The organism is Photorhabdus bodei, assembly GCF_003287735.1.
Lineage (GTDB): Bacteria > Pseudomonadota > Gammaproteobacteria > Enterobacterales > Enterobacteriaceae > Photorhabdus > Photorhabdus kayaii.
Window position 1 is genome coordinate 44,012 of the sequence record NZ_NSCM01000002.1, and the last position, 17,445, is coordinate 61,456.

Consider the following 17,445-nt stretch of genomic DNA (forward strand, 5'->3'; position numbering starts at 1 on the left):
CAGAATTTTTGATTAACACTTGCTGAAAAGCAGGTCATTTGGAAGCATGCTGACTATGGCTACGATACATGTAGACGGCAAAAAATATGATGTAGACGGGGCTGATAACCTGTTACAAGCTTGCCTCTCTTTGGGGTTGGATATTCCTTATTTTTGCTGGCATCCAGCGCTTGGAAGCGTTGGCGCTTGCCGCCAGTGTGCGGTGAAGCAATATCAAAATGCGGATGATACGCGCGGTCGTTTGATCATGTCCTGTATGACTCCGGCAACGGATGGCACTTTTATCTCTATTGATGATGAAGAGGCTAAACAGTTCCGTGAGAGTGTGGTTGAGTGGTTGATGACTAACCATCCGCACGATTGCCCGGTATGTGAAGAAGGGGGCAACTGTCACTTACAGGATATGACCGTGATGACTGGTCATACATTCCGTAAATACCGTTTTACTAAGCGTACTCATAACAATCAGGAATTGGGGCCGTTTATTTCTCATGAAATGAACCGCTGTATTGCCTGTTATCGTTGCGTACGTTACTACAAAGATTATGCCGACGGCACTGATTTTGGTGTTTATGGCGCTCACGATAACATCTATTTTGGTCGCCCTGAAAGTGGCACGTTGGAAAGCGAGTTCTCCGGTAACCTGGTAGAAATCTGTCCAACCGGGGTATTTACTGATAAAACCCATTCTGAACGTTATAACCGTAAATGGGATATGCAGTTTGCGCCAAGTATCTGTCAACAGTGCAGCATTGGCTGTAATACCAGCCCGGGGGAGCGTTATGGTGAATTACGCCGTATCGAGAACCGTTATAACGGGACGGTAAACCACTATTTTATGTGTGACCGTGGTCGTTTCGGTTACGGTTATGTCAACCGCAAAGATCGCCCTCGCCAGCCACGGCAATTGCGTGGTGATCATTGGATCTCGCTTAACGCTGAACAGGCCATGCAGGGTGGGGCGGATATTTTGCGTCAGGCCAAAAATGCCATCGGTATCGGTTCTCCACGCGCCAGTTTGGAAAGCAACTTTGCACTACGTGAACTGGTGGGCGCGGAAAACTTCTATAGTGGGATTGCTGCGGCTGAACAACAACGCCTTGATATGATGCTGGAAATTCTGCAACAGGGTGGTGTTTATACACCGTCGCTGCGTGAAATTGAAAGCTATGATGCGGTATTGATTTTAGGCGAAGATTTAACGCAAACCGGTGCCCGGATGGCACTGGCGGTTCGTCAGGCTGTGAAAGGTAAAGCTCGCGAAATGGCTGCTGCTCAGAAAGTTGCTGATTGGCAGATTGCCGCTGTGATGAATATTGGTCAGCGTGCCAAATATCCTCTGTTTGTAACCAACGTGGATGATACGCATCTGGATGATATCGCAGCGTGGAATTATCGTGCGCCGGTTGATGATCAGGCTCGTTTTGGTTTTGCAGTCGCTCATGCATTGGATAACACGGCGCCGGCAGTCGAGAATTTGCCTGACGAATTGAGAGCCAAAGTGGATATGGTTGCGCAAGCATTGATTGGCGCGAAGAAACCGTTAATTATCAGCGGCAGTAACGTCGGCAGTGATGCGATTATTCAAGCAGCCGCTAATATTGCCTGGGCACTGAAAGACCGAGGTTCAGATGTCGGTTTGTCGTTTGTTGCAATCTATGCGAATAGTATTGGATTGGCAATGATGGAGGCTCAGCCACTGGATATTGCTCTGCAACGTCTAAGTAGTGGTAAATCTGATACGGCTATTGTGATGGAAAATGATCTCTATCGGCATGCCGCAGCAGATAAGGTAGACGATGCACTGAACAATCTGAAAAACCTGGTTGTGGTTGACCATCAACGCACTGCTATCATGGATAAAGCCCATTTGATTCTGCCAGCTTCCAGCTTTGCAGAAAGTGACGGCACGTTGGTGAATCAGGAGGGTCGGGCCCAGCGTTATTTCCAAGTTTTCGAACCCTCTTTCTATGACAAATCGGTGGTGATGCTGGAGAGTTGGCGTTGGTTGCACTCCTTGCATACAACGTATGCTGAACGTCATTTGGATTGGACGCAGCTTGACCATGTGATTGATGCCTGCGTTGAAGCAATGCCACAGCTTAAAGGCATTGTTGATGCAGCGCCTGATTCTACGTTCCGCATCCGTGGTCAGAGACTGGCTCGTTCACCGCACCGTTACAGTGGTCGTACTGCTATGTTGGCGAATCTCAGCGTACATGAGCAACGTCAGCCGCAGGATGTCGATTCGCCATTTGCTTTCTCAATGGAAGGTAACAACAGTCCTAATGCCCATCGTCAGCAGGTGCCATTTGCATGGGCGCCGGGCTGGAACTCACCACAGGCTTGGAACAAATTCCAGGCGGAGGTAGGTGGTCATCTGCGCTTTGGCGATCCTGGTGTGCGTCTGATTGAAACCACTGATGGCGGTTTGAACTATTTTGATCAGATTCCGACAGCATTTACTGCACAAAATAACCAATGGACAGTGGCTCCTTACCATCATTTGTTTGGTAGTGAAGAGCTAACTCAACGTTCCGATGTGATTCAGGAACGCATGCCGGAACCTTATGTGATGCTCAATAGCAAAGATGCGGATCAATTAGGTGTGAAAACGGGTTCTGTTCTGGAGTTTGATTGTTTTGGTCAGCAACTGCGTCTGGCAGTTCGTCTGAGTGAAAATCTTGCTCAAGGGCAGATCGGTTTGCCAATGGGAATGCCGGGTATTCCTCCGGTATTGGCAGGTGTTTCCGTGAATAATCTGCGGGAGGTTGCACAATGAGTTGGTTAACCCCCGAAATTATTGATGTGCTGATCGCTGTTCTGAAAGCAGTGGTGATCCTGGTAGTGGTTGTTGTCTGTGGGGCATTGATGAGCTTTGGTGAACGTCGTTTGCTAGGGCTGTTTCAAAACCGTTATGGGCCTAACCGCGTAGGTTGGGGCGGATCGTTACAGATCGTCGCTGACATGATCAAAATGTTCTTCAAAGAGGACTGGGTACCCCGTTTTGCGGACAGAATGATCTTTACCTTGGCACCGGTGATTGGTTTCGTTTCTCTGTTGCTGGCATTTGCCATTGTGCCGATCACGCCGACTTGGATGGCCGCTGATCTGAACATCGGCATTTTGTTCTTCATGATGATGGCGGGTCTGGCTGTCTATGCGGTGCTGTTTGCTGGATGGTCAAGTAACAACAAATACTCGTTACTGGGGGCAATGCGTGCTTCTGCGCAGACACTGAGTTACGAAGTGTTTATTGGTCTCTCTTTTATGGGCGTTGTTGCGCAGGCGGACTCCTTCAATATGGTGGATATCGTCAATGCACAAGAGCATATGTGGAATGTCATTCCTCAGTTCTTTGGCTTCTTGACTTTTGCTATCGCGGGTGTGGCGGTGTGTCACCGTCATCCATTTGACCAGCCGGAAGCAGAACAGGAACTGGCTGATGGCTATCATATTGAATATTCCGGTATGAAATTCGGTCTGTTCTTCGTTGGTGAATATATCGGTATTGTCACGGTTTCTGCCCTGATTGTGACAATGTTCTTTGGTGGTTGGCATGGTCCGTTCCTGCCGCCGTTTGTCTGGTTTGCGTTGAAAACGGCATTCTTCATGGTGATGTTCATCCTGATACGTGCCTCTTTACCGCGTCCGCGTTATGACCAGGTGATGGCGTTTGGCTGGAAAATCTGTCTACCGCTGACCTTACTTAACCTGCTGGCGACTGCGGCAGTGATTTTGTACAACGCTCAATAAGGGGGGAATGAACCATGACATTGAAAGAGTTAGTGGTTGGTTTTGCCACCCAGGTACGCAGTATTTGGATGATTGGCTTGCATGCCTTTCATAAGCGCGAAACCCAAATGTATCCAGAGGAACCGGTTTATCTGCCACCCCGTTACCGTGGCCGTATTGTGTTGACGCGCGATCCGGACGGTGAAGAGCGTTGTGTTGCCTGTAACCTGTGTGCGGCTGTTTGCCCGGTGGGATGTATTTCACTGCAAAAGGCTGAACATGAAGATGGTCGTTGGTATCCAGAATTTTTCCGCATTAACTTCTCACGTTGTATTTTCTGTGGCTTATGTGAAGAAGCTTGCCCGACTACTGCGATCCAATTAACGCCTGATTTCGAAATGGGGGAATTTAAGCGTCAGGATTTGGTATATGAAAAAGAGGACCTGACGATTTCAGGTCCGGGTAAATATCCTGATTATAACTTTTACCGTAAGACAGGTATGGCAATTGACGGCAAATCAAAAGGTGAAGCCGACAATGAAGCGAAACCTATCGACGTTAAAAGCCTGTTGCCGTAAGGAGCGATATTCATGGAATTTACGTTTTATACCGCTGGGCTGATTGCCATATTGGCAACTATCAGGGTAATTACCCATACCAATCCGATACATGCGCTTTTGTATCTGATCGTTTCTCTGCTGGCGCTTTCAGCGGTGTTTTTCTCTCTGGGCGCTTATTTTGCCGGTGCGCTAGAGATCATCGTTTACGCCGGGGCTATTATGGTGTTGTTCGTTTTCGTGGTGATGATGCTTAACCTTGGCAAATCTGTTGTTGAACAGGAGCGTGTTTGGTTGAAACCGCGGACGTGGATTGGTCCGGGAATGCTGTCAACAGTGCTGCTTGTTGTGCTGGTGTATACCATTATCAATGTTTCTCATGGCGATATTGCCGACAATATCACGGGTGAAGTTGTCAGTGCCAAAGAAGTGGGTATCAGTTTGTTTGGTCCGTATGTATTGGCCGTTGAACTGGCTTCTTTGCTGTTGCTTGCCGGTATGGTGGTGGCGTATCACATTGGCCGTGAACACAAACAGGGTGAAGTGCTCAGCAACCGAAATGCGGAGGAACAACCATGATACCTCTTCAACATGGACTGATTTTGGCGGCAATTCTATTTGTGTTGGGCCTGACCGGGCTCATCATCCGCCGTAATCTGTTGTTTATGTTAATTGGGCTCGAAGTGATGATTAATGCTGCGGCTCTGGCTTTTGTTGTGGTAGGCAGCTATTGGGGCCAGCCAGATGGTCAAGTGATGTTTATTTTGGCTATCAGCTTGGCGGCGGCAGAGGCGAGTATTGGCTTGGCGCTGTTATTGCAGCTCTATCGTCGTCGCCAGAATCTGAATATTGATACAGTCAGTGAGATGCGCGGATGAACTTACTCTATTTAACAATTCTGCTGCCACTGCTGGGATTTTTGCTGTTGGCATTTTCCCGTGGCCGCTGGTCTGAAAATACATCAGCTACCATCGGGATTAGTTCTGTTGGTTTGGCTGCGTTGGTTACCTTATGGGTAGCTATCGATTTCAACAGTCAGAATGGTGCGGGTGATCTGGTTTACAGTCAGAACCTGTGGAACTGGATGGAAGTTGGGAATTTCAGTATTCCGTTCACTCTGGTTCTTGATGGTTTATCGCTTACCATGTTGAGTGTGGTAACGGGTGTTGGTTTTCTGATCCATATGTATGCCTCGTGGTATATGCGTGGTGAAGAGGGCTATTCCCGTTTCTTCGCTTATACCAACCTGTTTATTGCCAGCATGGTGATACTGGTTCTGGCAGATAACATGATGCTGATGTATCTCGGTTGGGAAGGGGTAGGGCTGTGCAGTTATTTGCTGATTGGCTTCTACTATACCAATCCGGCGAATGGTGCAGCAGCAATGAAAGCCTTTGTCGTTACCCGTGTGGGTGACGTCTTCCTGGCTATCGGCATGTTCATTTTGTATGACAATTTGGGAACGTTGAACTTCCGCGAGTTGGCGATTTTAGCTCCACAGCATCTGGAAGCCGGTTCTTCGGTGATTACCTGGGCGACTCTGATGTTATTGGGGGGAGCAGTAGGTAAATCAGCCCAGTTGCCGTTACAAACTTGGTTGGCCGATGCGATGGCCGGTCCAACGCCAGTTTCTGCGTTGATTCATGCTGCAACGATGGTAACCGCCGGGGTCTACTTAGTTGCACGTAGTCACGGCCTATTCTTGATGGCGCCAGAAATCCTGCAACTGGTTGGCACTGTCGGTGCTATCACGCTGGTGTTGGCAGGTTTTGCCGCGTTAGTACAAACCGATATTAAGCGTGTATTGGCTTACTCAACCATGAGCCAGATTGGTTACATGTTCCTGGCGTTGGGGGTTCAGGCGTGGGATGCAGCAATCTTCCACCTGATGACTCACGCTTTCTTTAAGGCGCTGTTGTTCCTGGCATCGGGTTCCGTTATCTTGGCCTGTCACCATGAGCAGAATATTTTCAAAATGGGAGGATTGCGTAAATCCATTCCGTTGGTTTATGCCTGCTTCCTGGTAGGTGGCGCGGCGTTATCAGCGTTGCCAATTGTCACCGCGGGTTTCTACAGTAAAGATGAAATTCTGTGGGGAGCAATGTCACATGGTCATATTAACCTTATGCTAGCTGGTCTGGCGGGTGCATTTATGACCTCTTTGTATACCTTCCGTATGATTTTCATTGTATTCCACGGTGAGGCGAAAACAAAAGCTCATCCTGTTAAAGGTATTACCCATCACCTGCCGTTACTGGTATTGCTGGTGCTTTCCACCTTTGTGGGCGCACTAATTGCGCCACCATTGGCGGGTGTGTTGCCGGGAAGCCATGCAACGGATCACACAGGAAAAATGACCTTGGAAGTGGTTTCTGGTGTGATCGCTGTCGCGGGTATTTTGCTGGCAATGGCACTGTATTTGGGTAAACGTCAGTTAGTGAATGGTGTGGCACAAAGTGCTCCGGGGCGTTTCTTCTCCGTATGGTGGTTTAATGCTTGGGGTTTTGATGTTCTCTATGATTGGGTATTTGTTAAGCCGTTCAAGAACATTACACATGTATTGCGAAACGATCCGCTAAATTCACTGATGAATATTCCTGCGGTGTTATCACGCTGGAGTAACAAAGGTCTTAGTCTGAGTGAAAATGGACAGGTCCGTTGGTACGTTGCCTCTATGGGGTTGGGTGCAGTGCTGGTTTTAGCTCTGCTGCTACTGGTTTAATTTAAGGGATACATTGCGCCATGCTATTACCTTGGCTAATTCTTATGCCCTTCATCGGTGGCCTGTTAAGTTGGCAGGCCGAACGCTTCGGTACCCGTGTACCGCGTTGGATCGCGTTAATTTCGATGGGGTTGACTCTGGTGCTCTCTCTGCAACTGTGGTTGCAGGGGGGCTATACCTTGGCGAATCCGCAAGGGATCCCTCAATGGCAAGAGGAATTTCTTATGCCGTGGATCCCACGTTTTGGTATCAGTATTCACCTTGCTCTGGATGGCTTATCGCTGCTGATGGTGGTGTTGACCGCACTACTGGGGCTGATGGCTATTCTCTGTTCATGGACGGAAAATCAGCCATATCAGGGCTTTTTCCACTTGAACCTGTTGTGGATCCTGGGTGGTGTGATGGGGGTGTTCCTCGCTATCGACATGTTCCTGTTCTTCTTCTTCTGGGAAATGATGTTGGTGCCGATGTACTTCTTGATTGCACTGTGGGGGCACCGAGGCTCAGGCGGTAAAACCCGTATCACCGCGGCGACCAAATTTTTTATTTACACCCAAGCCAGTGGCTTGGTGATGTTAATTGCGATTATGGCGCTGGTACTGGTTCATTATAACGGGACAGGTGAGTGGACATTCAGCTATGGAAAGCTGCTGAATACACCAATGTCACACACCGTTCAATACTTGCTGATGCTCGGTTTCTTCATTGCTTTTGCTGTAAAAATGCCAGTAGTGCCTTTACATGGGTGGTTACCTGATGCGCACAGTCAGGCACCAACAGCGGGTTCTGTTGACTTGGCGGGTATCTTGCTGAAAACCGCGGGTTATGGTCTGTTGCGTTTCGGTTTGCCACTGTTCCCGGAAGCTTCTCATGAGTTTACTCCCATTGCGATGTGGTTCGGTGTGCTTGGGATCTTCTATGGCGCATGGATGGCATTCAGCCAGACAGATATCAAACGCTTGATTGCTTATACCAGTATCTCTCATATGGGGTTTGTGTTAATCGCGATCTATTCTGGCAGCCAGCTTGCTTACCAAGGGGCAATTATTCAGATGATTGCTCATGGTCTGTCAGCCGCAGGTCTGTTTATTCTCTGTGGGCAGCTTTATGAGCGCTTACATACCCGTGATATGAATCTTATGGGTGGTTTGTGGAAACGCGTGCAGTTCTTGCCTGCGTTATCGCTCTCTTTTGCTGTGGCGACACTAGGGATGCCGGGGACCGGTAACTTCGTCGGTGAATTTATGATCCTGTTTGGTAGTTTTAGTGAATTTCCGTTAATTATAACGATTTCTGTGTTTGGTCTGGTCTTCGCCTCTGTCTATGCCCTGTATATGATGCAGCGTGCTTACTACGGTGAATCAAAATCAGATGAACCACTAAGACGAATGGATATGCGAGAAGTATCCATTGTAATGGTGCTGTTGATATTACTGGTGGTGATGGGTTTCTACCCACAACCTATCCTTGATACTTCAGCGGCAGCGATGGATAACATCCAGACCTGGTATTCAGCTTCAATTTCAACTACAAGGCCGTAATTCGCCATGACAATAACTCCTCAACAACTGATCGCGCTGTTACCGCTGTTGATCGTCGGATTGACGGTAGTCGTTGTGATGCTGTCCATTGCGTGGCGACGCGATCACTTTATTAATACCACTCTGACCGTGATAGGTTTGAATCTGGCTCTGCTGTCTCTCTATTTTGTCGGACAGCAAGAAGCGATGGATGTCACTCCACTGGTTCATGTGGATAGCTATGCTATGCTCTATATCGGTCTTGTACTGGTTGCAAGCCTGGCAACGACGACTTTCGCCTATTCCTGGCTAGAAAATTATCCAGATAACAAAGAAGAGTTCTATTTACTGGTGCTGATAGCGACAGTGGGCGGGATTCTTCTGGCGTGTGCAAACCACTTGGCATCATTGTTTATCGGTATTGAGTTATTAACTTTACCGCTGTTTGGTTTGATTGGTTATGCATATCGTCAGAAACGCTCTCTGGAAGCGGCTATCAAGTATATGCTGCTGTCTGCGGCAGCCTCTTCTTTCATGCTGTTTGGTATAGCGTTGTTATATGCGGAATCAGGCGATCTCTCTTTTGCCGCACTGGGGCATCGTTTGTCTGACAGCTATATCTATCAACCTTTGATACTGTCAGGCTTGGGTATGCTGGTTGTTGGCCTTGGCTTTAAATTATCACTGGTACCTTTCCATCTCTGGACACCGGATGTTTATCAGGGAGCGCCTGCTCCGGTCTCCACCTTTCTGGCAACAGCCAGTAAGATAGCGATTTTCGCAGTAGTAGTGCGTTTGTTTGTTGAAGCACCAATGGCGGATAGTGAAGCACTGCGTACGGTATTAACCGTTATTGCAATTGCTTCTATGCTGTTCGGTAACTTGATGGCGCTGACCCAGACAAATATCAAACGGCTGCTTGGTTACTCTTCTATTGCTCACCTGGGTTATCTGCTGGTGGCACTGGTGGCGGTACAGAACCACCAGCTTTCAGAAGAAACGGTCGGTATCTATCTGGCAGGTTATCTGTTTAGCAGTATCGGTGCATTTGGCGTTGTTAGCCTCATGTCCAGCCCATATAAAGGGCCGGATGCGGATTCCCTCTACTCATACCGTGGCCTGTTTTGGCATAAACCTATTCTGTCCGCGGTGATGACGGTGATGATGTTGTCATTGGCGGGGATCCCAATGACGTTCGGTTTTATTGGTAAGTTCTACGTCATTGTGTTGGGTGTGAAAGCGGAACTGTGGTGGCTGACGGGGGCTGTGGTGGTAGGTAGTGCTATCGGCCTGTATTACTACCTGCGGGTGATGGTCAGTTTGTACCTGCCTGCGCCAAAGGCCCTTAACCGCGACACACCAAGGAACTGGGCATCGACTGCCGGCGGGATGGTTGTTCTGATTTCCGCATTATTGGTATTAGCGCTAGGTATCTGGCCTCAACCGTTGATTGATGTGATACAGCAAGCGAAAATTATTCTCTAAATAGCCAGTTGGTTGTTACCCATTATTTGGAATATAAAAACCCGGTAAGATTATCCTTACCGGGTTATTGCAAGTTATTGATAACGATTTCTTTTCTCTGAACTGTACTTCATACCTGTTTTATTCGCTTATGGTACTAAATATCTTGTATTGCTTGATGAAGAGCTGGGAGCAAGCCGTATTTATTTCAGCAGAATCCCTCTGTATTGCGATTCCAGATTGTCAAGGTAGTTTAGCTGATCGTGTATGAGTTTAGTCAGGTTTTGCTGGCGGGTTTGATCATCTATGGTCTCCTGTAATTGATTGGCAAAGATGCTCCATACTTGCTCCAGTTTAGTTGCCTGGAGTAATAGGGTAGTGCGTTCTTTGTCGATTTGATGCACATCAGCTATACCGGCAATCCGTTGTTCTACGCCTTTTAACTGGGTATTTAAGTCGTCGCCATCTTTGGTTAATTGAGCGATTTGTTGATCCAATTTGATCCTGGCATCAGCTAGCTCAACATATTTTAGTCCAGTGGAGATATTGCTCAGAATCTTTTTGGTGATTTCAATTCCTTGTTTGATTGCCTGTTTGATAAGTTCTTTTTTAGGGCTATCCAGATTCAGTTTGTCCAGTTCACTGACATTGGGAATATAGTCCTTAAACATATCGGCCAGATTATATTGACGGATAATGTTTTGACTTTCGATGAGCTTATCGCGATCTGGGATTAATTTGGCCTTATCTTGCTCTTTCTGCGTGATATCAGCTTGCAGTTCTTCTTTTCTTTCCTGCTCTTCTTTCAGGCGCTCTTCCAGACGTTCTAAAATAACGACATTCCGAACATCAGCAATTTTGCTGGTCATTATGTTAGCTTCTTCGTGTAAGCTGGAAATGACGTTTTTAACATCTTTGTTCAAATTGCGTACTTGTTCTGAACGTGCATCCAACAGGGTATTTCGTGTCTCGTCATCCAATTCTGAATTTTCCAGAGCAGTATCAATTTCGATGATGGTCTGGAAATAGTCTTGAGGCGGGAGTTGTCTCAGGACAGTTTGTAGTTGTGGTACAGAGGCGCGAGCGGCTTCGTCGATATCACGACTGTATAAGCTTATGCGCAGAGTTTTGTCCTGGATGATTTCAATGCCTGATTTTTGTTGGTGCGTTAAACGCCAGATATTTTTCACCGCCTGACTCAAAGTTTTTACACTAATTTCTGGATAAGTGATAGTTTCCTGAGGGAAAGTAATGACTTCAGTCATTTTAAGACTCCTTTTTTCTATAATCCTATGTAATACAGGGAACGATTAGTTATAGCGATGTTTGTATTCTTTCAATGCTTCATCGAAAACCTTGACTAATTGTTTAGCGGAACCTTCCACCTCTTTCCAAGGGTTTATGACTTGCTGGAATTTAGTTATAAAAGAGGTCAGGTTCAGTGCATCGTTAATTTGGGTGAATTTATCTTTAGAAGCATTGATCTGGGTCAGCATGGATTGCCACATGTAATCTAAATGGTTCAGAGCCACTTCTGCATCCAATAAGCGGGTATCAATGTCGCTAAAATCAAGGGATAAACTAGTAATAGATTTTTGTAATGCGCGTTTACCTTTGATGCTCTCTTCTAGGCTGCGTACTTCTTCGATCAGCATGTTTTTACGTTTTCGTACTTCTTCTGCCTTGGAACCAAAAATGCCGCCAGTAATAGCGAGGCCGATCAGTCCCCCTGCGATACCGGAGAAAGCCAAGCCTACGAATCTATCGTAGTCTTTCTTGAGTTGGACAATTTCCTCTTTTTTCTCAATGATCTTATCGTCCAGATCTCCGATGCTGACTGACATCTTATTGTCTTTCATCATCTTTCGCTTATTTTCGACTTGTGGTTGTAAACCTAGAGCAATGCTGCCGTTTGACAATCTACCGCCAATCAGCTTTAGCTTGAAATCGGATACTTCGGTTTTGACCTTTTCAGTTTTATCACGCTGTTTTTTAATATCATTTTTCATGGTGTCAAGGATTTCCTCTAGAGCAGATGATACTTCTCTGTCTTCATGGGTGTAGGTGATCTGGGCGAGTTGTCTCTCCGATATTTCTCCTAGTCTCCTTTTTATGCGTGTGATAATTGGCATTTCATTAATAATGCTAATGATATTTTCACCTGTTTCGGTGATTTGTTTGCCAATAATTTCTAGGTCTATGCTCTGTTGCAGAATATCGTTTTCCACATCGCTCCAGCTAAACGAGTGAGTGCGGATTTCTTCAAACAAGATATGAATATCTTCTGGTTCCAGTCCAGCGATATTGACTCTTTGGTAGCCGAGATAGCTCTTTATTTCCTCAAGATTAAAAGGGAGTGATAGACCTTTTTTAACATACAGTTTGATATTAATCAGGTCTTCTTTGGTAAATATTCCTCCGGGGCGTGCAACACCTTCTTGTTTACCAGTCAGTAATTGCAAGGTAGCCGAGGGAATATCTGTTTCGTTCAGTGTTTTTTCCGCTGGAAGTTGAGCTAATAACATATATTTCTCCATTAATGGTTCTTGCTTTATTGAAAAATCATTAAATACATCAAGGCATAACCGAACGTTATAATACTCATGTTGTTAAATTAACGTTGTGTTTTTTATTGAATAATCTGAATTAAAAATACATATATTTGCATGATTGATTGTTGTGAAAATAGTTTAATTCATGAGTTTTATTAAATAATTGTCTACATTTTTATCAGTCTTAAATGAAATTATTTATGATTTTTGTATATCTAATATATGAAATTAAATAGTATGAATTTTTATTATTTTAATAATTAAATGTAAAATAAATCTTTTGTCTTTCTTGTTCATATAGTTTGAAATTTCATTTTTTAATTTATGTTAAGATGATAAATATAAAGTATTTTAATGTTATTTTTATAAAATATATTTTAAAACAATCAGTTATGTTGGTTGCATGATGTGAGGATTATATAATTTCTATATTGTTAATTTAAAGGATAGGTAATGTGATTTTTTTATCAAGAATAAGTTGGATGTTTTTTGTTTTGTTATTTATGGTATGTTTAAAAAATAGATGGAATAGCATCCTATTCTCCTTATGTCATTGAATAAATTTTTTGTTATTTTTATATCTATATTTTAATTAAAGTCTTAATTGTTTATATGATGGTTTAAATTAACAAATAAGAAGGATTTTTTTATAATTATATTTAGTTATTATGGAAGTAACATTTGTTTTTTATAGGGCGATTTTTTAGAAGAATAAATATTTATTCCGTTGTTTATAATGACGGTATTTATTTAGTAAATTTTCCGTAGTAAGTAAAAGAGTCGTTTTTTTATAAATTGCATCGTGAAAATTGATTATGCTAATGAACTTAATATTTGTTATCGGAATGGCTGAGTCTCTGATTTAGCCTGTTTCAGTGTTGGGATAAGAGCATGTTGCTAACGGAATCGAACAAGCATAACGACATAAATAATCAGGGCTTTAATTATTATTAATGCCCCGTATAATCCTACTTTTTATCATGTCTTTTGGGGCAGAAGTGGTGAATCAAATTGCTAATGTTGTCGCTGATGTATGTAAAACACTGAATAATGAACAAGTTAGCGAAGTTGGTATCCAACAGATTTCATTTCCTCTGCCAGCAGGTTGCAGCACTTACTGGTTGGAATGGCTGGCAGCGCAGTCTCATTATCCGCAGTTCTATTGGCATCACAGAGAGGGCCATGAAGAAGTCGCTGCTTGTGGGCAAATCCATCTTTTCAGTGATATCGCTTTAGCCGAAAATTTTTTGCAGAGAAACCGTCAGTTTCCACAGATACGGATCTGGGGGCTGAATGCTTGGGATCGGATTCAACCAGCCCGTATTACGCAATCAGAAGCAGGGGAAACGGGTTATCTGTTTTTGCCCCGTATCGAATTACGCCGCTGCCGTGATGAAAGCTGGTTGTATCTGAATATAGCTGGTCCGCAGGATGTAAGGAATGCACGGGAATTTCTGCAACAATTAGTTCCGCACCAGGAATTCTCTGCGTTACAGGCGGTGGTAGTGAATGCGGAGAATATGCCGGAACGCGCCCGGTGGAGTGATTTGATTGAGCAGGCTTTGGACACTATTACCCATCGTAAGATGGAGAAGGTCGTGATGGCGCGTAAGACGCAACTAGAACTGAGTGAATCTTTAGCGGCTGCACAGTTTATGGCAGCGAGTCGCCAGATAAATCACTGTTGTTATCATTTTATGCTAGCTTTTAATCAGCATGAGGCATTTTTGGCGTCTTCACCAGAACGGCTTTACCACCGTAAGCAGACTCAGCTTTATACAGAGGCTCTGGCGGGGACGGTTGCTAATTCTGATGATGCTCAGCAAGCCGAAAAATTGGGGCAATGGTTGCTAGGTGATAAAAAAAATCAGCATGAAAACCTGCTAGTTGTTGATGATATTTGCCAGCGTCTTCAAGACGCTGTGGTTTCTGTCGATGTTGCTCCGCCAGATGTGATTCGTTTGCGAAAGGTTCAGCATTTGCGCCGCCGAATTCAGGGAAAACTAAAGAGTGCCAGTGATAGTGACTGCTTGCATCGTTTACAACCAACGGCCGCTGTTGCTGGATTACCTCGTGAAGCGGCGCGTGATTTTATTCGTGATAGCGAGTTATTCAGTCGTGATTGGTACGCCGGGTCCGCAGGATATCTTTCCTGTGAACAGAGTGAGTTTGCGGTTTCACTACGTTGCGCACAAATTAACAACAATTTACTTTCACTGTATGCCGGTGCGGGGATTGTGATGGGATCTGATCCACAACAGGAGTGGATAGAGATAGAGAATAAAGCTGCCGGGTTGCGCACTTTGCTGAAAGGTGAATGAAAACAATCTCCGATTAAATGGCAATTCATTGAACTAGGATAAAGAAATAATTATCGGTGCCGTTAGGCTAATGGCCAGCTTTTATAGAAATTCTTTGAGTAAAATATGTCAAACAGCACATTTAACCGCCGCTGGGCGGAACTTTTATTGGAAGCACTTACTCGCCACGGATTACGTCATGTTTGCATTGCGCCCGGTTCACGCTCCACGCCTTTGACAATAGCTGCCGCAGCAAATAACAAACTGATTTGTCATACTCATTTTGACGAACGCGGATTAGGACATCTGGCACTGGGATTATCCAAAGCAAGCAGAGAGCCGGTTGCCGTTATCGTGACTTCTGGAACCGCAGTGGCAAATCTCTATCCTTCATTAATTGAAGCCAGTTTAACGGGTGAACGAATGGTTTTCCTTACGGCTGATCGGCCTCCAGAATTGATGGATTGTGGTGCGAGTCAGGCTATTCGTCAAAATGGTATTTTTGCTTCTCATCCATGCCAAACAATTTCTTTGCCAAGACCGACCGTAGATATACCGGCAAGCTGGCTGGCTTCTGTCATAGATCATAGTATGGCGAATTTGCGGCATGGGGCCTTGCATATTAATTGCCCATTTGCCGAACCATTATATGGTAATGAAGAGCCTGTTTATGATGAGTGGCAGCAGCAGTTAGGCGATTGGTGGAAAAGTAAAACACCTTGGTTGAGCCAGCCAGTAGCTAATGTTGTGGCGGAAGTAGCGGATTGGGACTGTTGGCAACAGAAAAAAGGCGTTGTATTGGCTGGTCGAATGAGTGCCGAAGAGGGAGTTAATGTTGGTAAATGGGCAAAGGCATTGGGCTGGCCGTTGATTGGCAATGTGCTTTCACAAACTGGGCAGCCATTGCCTTGTGCCGATTTATGGTTGGATAATCCTCATGTGCAGGAGATTTTAGCGCAAGCACAACTGGTAGTGCAGTTTGGTTCCAGCCTGATAGGGAAACGCTTGTTACAGTGGCAGGCGAAATGCCAGCCGCAGGAGTTTTGGATTATTGATCCGATACCAGGCCGGCTTGATCCTGCCAATCATCGTGGTAAAAAATTGACCTGTCATATTGCTGACTGGTTACTGGCTCATCCGGCACAGCCGCGTATACCGTGGGCACAATCATGTACATTGTGGGCAGAAGAGCTCAAAGTCTGGTCAGAAAAAGCAGTTAACTGTGTCAGAACCGAATTGGCTGGGAAATTCTGTGAAGCAACGGTGGCCTATCGATTATGTGAATTACTGCCTGAACGCGGGCAGCTGTTTGTCGGTAACAGCCTGATTATTCGTTTGATTGATGCACTGGGGCAATTACCGGCTGGGTATCCGGTTTATAGTAATCGGGGCGCTAGCGGCATTGATGGATTAATTTCCACTGCGGCGGGTGTGCAACGGGCAACAGCAAAGCCCACTTTGGCTATTATCGGTGATTTATCGGCGCTTTATGATCTCAATAGCTTGGCACTGTTGCGTCATCCTTCCGCTCCAATGGTATTAATTGTGGTAAATAATAACGGCGGGCAGATTTTCTCTTTACTACCCACTCCTGAAGAAGCAAGGCAGCGTTTTTACTGTATGCCTCAATACGTTAATTTTAATCATGCGGCGGCGATGTTCGGCTTGAAATATGCCAGCCCACAAAATTGGATGGAATTGCAACAAAGTATTGAACAGGCATGGCAACAAAATGAAACCACATTGATTGAGCTAAAAGTGCCGGATAGAGAAGGGGCTGAGTGTTTGCAACAACTGTTAAAACAGGTGGCTATGTTGTGAGCCTCGCTTGTCGTAAGTTTAACGGTCACAATGACCGCCCGTGGCTGGTTTGGTTGCATGGATTATTGGGCTGTGGTGATGAATGGTTGCCATTAGTGAATCTGTGTGCTCAGCACCCTTCATTGGTTATCGATCTACCTGGTCACGGTGATTCCACTGACGTGCGGGTAAAAGATCTTCTGGAGATGAGTTGTCTTTTATCTGAAACATTAGCAGAGCAGCAAATTAGTAAATACTGGCTGATTGGCTACTCCTTGGGTGGACGCATTGCCATGCATCATGCTTGTTATGGTGATAATCAGGGATTATGCGGATTGCTGGTTGAAGGGGGAAATCCTGGGTTATTTTCCCAACAGGAGCGGAATAATCGTCTCGAACGCGATAGAAATTGGGCCGGACGTTTTCGTTCCCAGCCGATTGAACAGGTTTTATCTGATTGGTATCAGCAGCCCGTTTTTTCTGATCTATTACCTGCACAGCGTCAGCGACTGATCAAAGTACGTCACCGTAATAATGGCAATGGTGTGGCTGATATGCTGGAAAATACCTCACTTGGACGTCAACCTTGGTTAGTACCGGTATTGCAACAACTGGCGTTACCTTTTGTTTATCTGTGTGGAGAAAATGATAAGAAATTCCAACAATTGGCAAAACGTTGCGCTTTGCCGCTGCAAACTATTCCACATGTTGGGCATAATGCTCACCGAGCGGACACGGCGGCGTTTGCTGCGGTAGTAAACCATTTTTTATCACTCTTTAATGTATAGGAATACG

General features: G+C 45.3%; 13 protein-coding genes. 11 read left to right on the forward strand and 2 right to left on the reverse strand.

Features of this window, described 5'->3' with window-relative positions; translation table 11 throughout:
- Window positions 1–55 precede the first annotated feature (55 nt).
- The 8 genes from nuoG to nuoN are packed head-to-tail and all read left to right on the forward strand — an operon-like array spanning window position 56 to window position 10,019.
- Entirely contained in the window at window positions 56–2,782 is a 2,727-nt protein-coding gene (gene nuoG / locus CKY02_RS02080) for an NADH-quinone oxidoreductase subunit NuoG (RefSeq protein WP_112894045.1), read from the forward strand.
- Window positions 2,779–3,756: an NADH-quinone oxidoreductase subunit NuoH gene (nuoH, locus tag CKY02_RS02085; protein WP_011147300.1), complete on the forward strand. Its 978-nt coding sequence runs from the start codon at window positions 2,779–2,781 to the stop codon at window positions 3,754–3,756. The genes nuoG and nuoH overlap by 4 nt, the downstream gene beginning before the upstream one ends.
- A gap of 14 nt (window positions 3,757–3,770) precedes the next feature.
- Entirely contained in the window at window positions 3,771–4,313 is a 543-nt protein-coding gene (gene nuoI, locus CKY02_RS02090) for an NADH-quinone oxidoreductase subunit NuoI (protein ID WP_112894046.1), read from the forward strand.
- 12 nt (window positions 4,314–4,325) lie between these two features.
- A complete protein-coding gene (nuoJ, locus tag CKY02_RS02095) occupies window positions 4,326–4,871 on the forward strand; it encodes an NADH-quinone oxidoreductase subunit J (RefSeq protein WP_112894047.1) in 546 nt (181 codons plus the stop codon).
- Window positions 4,868–5,170, forward strand: coding sequence for an NADH-quinone oxidoreductase subunit NuoK (gene nuoK, locus CKY02_RS02100; protein WP_011147297.1), 303 nt, complete (start codon window positions 4,868–4,870; stop codon window positions 5,168–5,170). Before nuoJ ends, nuoK begins: the two co-directional genes overlap by 4 nt.
- Window positions 5,167–7,014 (forward strand): NADH-quinone oxidoreductase subunit L, encoded by a 1,848-nt coding sequence (gene nuoL, locus CKY02_RS02105; RefSeq protein ID WP_112894048.1) that lies wholly within the window; start codon window positions 5,167–5,169, stop codon window positions 7,012–7,014. Before nuoK ends, nuoL begins: the two co-directional genes overlap by 4 nt.
- Before the next feature lie 20 nt (window positions 7,015–7,034).
- Window positions 7,035–8,555, forward strand: coding sequence for an NADH-quinone oxidoreductase subunit M (gene nuoM / locus CKY02_RS02110; RefSeq protein WP_112894049.1), 1,521 nt, complete (start codon window positions 7,035–7,037; stop codon window positions 8,553–8,555).
- 6 nt (window positions 8,556–8,561) lie between these two features.
- Window positions 8,562–10,019: an NADH-quinone oxidoreductase subunit NuoN gene (gene nuoN, locus CKY02_RS02115; protein WP_112894050.1), complete on the forward strand. Its 1,458-nt coding sequence runs from the start codon at window positions 8,562–8,564 to the stop codon at window positions 10,017–10,019.
- 182 nt (window positions 10,020–10,201) lie between these two features.
- Here nuoN and CKY02_RS02120 read toward each other — a convergent pair whose 3' ends face one another.
- Window positions 10,202–11,263: an alpha-xenorhabdolysin family binary toxin subunit B gene (locus CKY02_RS02120; protein ID WP_112894051.1), complete on the reverse strand. Its 1,062-nt coding sequence runs from the start codon at window positions 11,261–11,263 to the stop codon at window positions 10,202–10,204.
- Window positions 11,264–11,308: 45 nt separating this feature from the next.
- On the reverse strand, window positions 11,309–12,535 hold the full coding sequence (locus CKY02_RS02125; RefSeq protein WP_112894052.1) for an alpha-xenorhabdolysin family binary toxin subunit A: 1,227 nt from the start codon (window positions 12,533–12,535) through the stop codon (window positions 11,309–11,311).
- Between the two features lie 1,016 nt (window positions 12,536–13,551).
- Between CKY02_RS02125 and menF the strand changes: the two genes are divergently transcribed.
- The 3 genes from menF to menH all read left to right on the forward strand — a co-directional run bounded on the left by menF (window position 13,552) and on the right by menH (window position 17,438).
- Window positions 13,552–14,871: an isochorismate synthase MenF gene (menF, locus tag CKY02_RS02130; RefSeq protein ID WP_112894221.1), complete on the forward strand. Its 1,320-nt coding sequence runs from the start codon at window positions 13,552–13,554 to the stop codon at window positions 14,869–14,871.
- Between the two features lie 105 nt (window positions 14,872–14,976).
- Entirely contained in the window at window positions 14,977–16,671 is a 1,695-nt protein-coding gene (gene menD / locus CKY02_RS02135) for a 2-succinyl-5-enolpyruvyl-6-hydroxy-3-cyclohexene-1-carboxylic-acid synthase (RefSeq protein ID WP_112894053.1), read from the forward strand.
- Window positions 16,668–17,438 carry a 2-succinyl-6-hydroxy-2,4-cyclohexadiene-1-carboxylate synthase gene (gene menH, locus CKY02_RS02140; protein WP_112894054.1) on the forward strand — a complete coding sequence of 257 codons (771 nt, stop codon included), beginning with the start codon at window positions 16,668–16,670 and terminating at the stop codon, window positions 17,436–17,438. The genes menD and menH overlap by 4 nt, the downstream gene beginning before the upstream one ends.
- Window positions 17,439–17,445 lie beyond the last annotated feature (7 nt).

Coding starts and splice junctions, on each gene's coding strand:
- nuoG (WP_112894045.1), top strand. CDS start 56: ATGGCTACGATACATGTAGACGGCAAAAAATATGATGTAGACGGGGCT.
- nuoH (WP_011147300.1), top strand. CDS start 2,779: ATGAGTTGGTTAACCCCCGAAATTATTGATGTGCTGATCGCTGTTCTG.
- nuoI (WP_112894046.1), top strand. CDS start 3,771: ATGACATTGAAAGAGTTAGTGGTTGGTTTTGCCACCCAGGTACGCAGT.
- nuoJ (WP_112894047.1), top strand. CDS start 4,326: ATGGAATTTACGTTTTATACCGCTGGGCTGATTGCCATATTGGCAACT.
- nuoK (WP_011147297.1), top strand. CDS start 4,868: ATGATACCTCTTCAACATGGACTGATTTTGGCGGCAATTCTATTTGTG.
- nuoL (WP_112894048.1), top strand. CDS start 5,167: ATGAACTTACTCTATTTAACAATTCTGCTGCCACTGCTGGGATTTTTG.
- nuoM (WP_112894049.1), top strand. CDS start 7,035: ATGCTATTACCTTGGCTAATTCTTATGCCCTTCATCGGTGGCCTGTTA.
- nuoN (WP_112894050.1), top strand. CDS start 8,562: ATGACAATAACTCCTCAACAACTGATCGCGCTGTTACCGCTGTTGATC.
- CKY02_RS02120 (WP_112894051.1), bottom strand. CDS start 11,263: ATGACTGAAGTCATTACTTTCCCTCAGGAAACTATCACTTATCCAGAA.
- CKY02_RS02125 (WP_112894052.1), bottom strand. CDS start 12,535: ATGGAGAAATATATGTTATTAGCTCAACTTCCAGCGGAAAAAACACTG.
- menD (WP_112894053.1), top strand. CDS start 14,977: ATGTCAAACAGCACATTTAACCGCCGCTGGGCGGAACTTTTATTGGAA.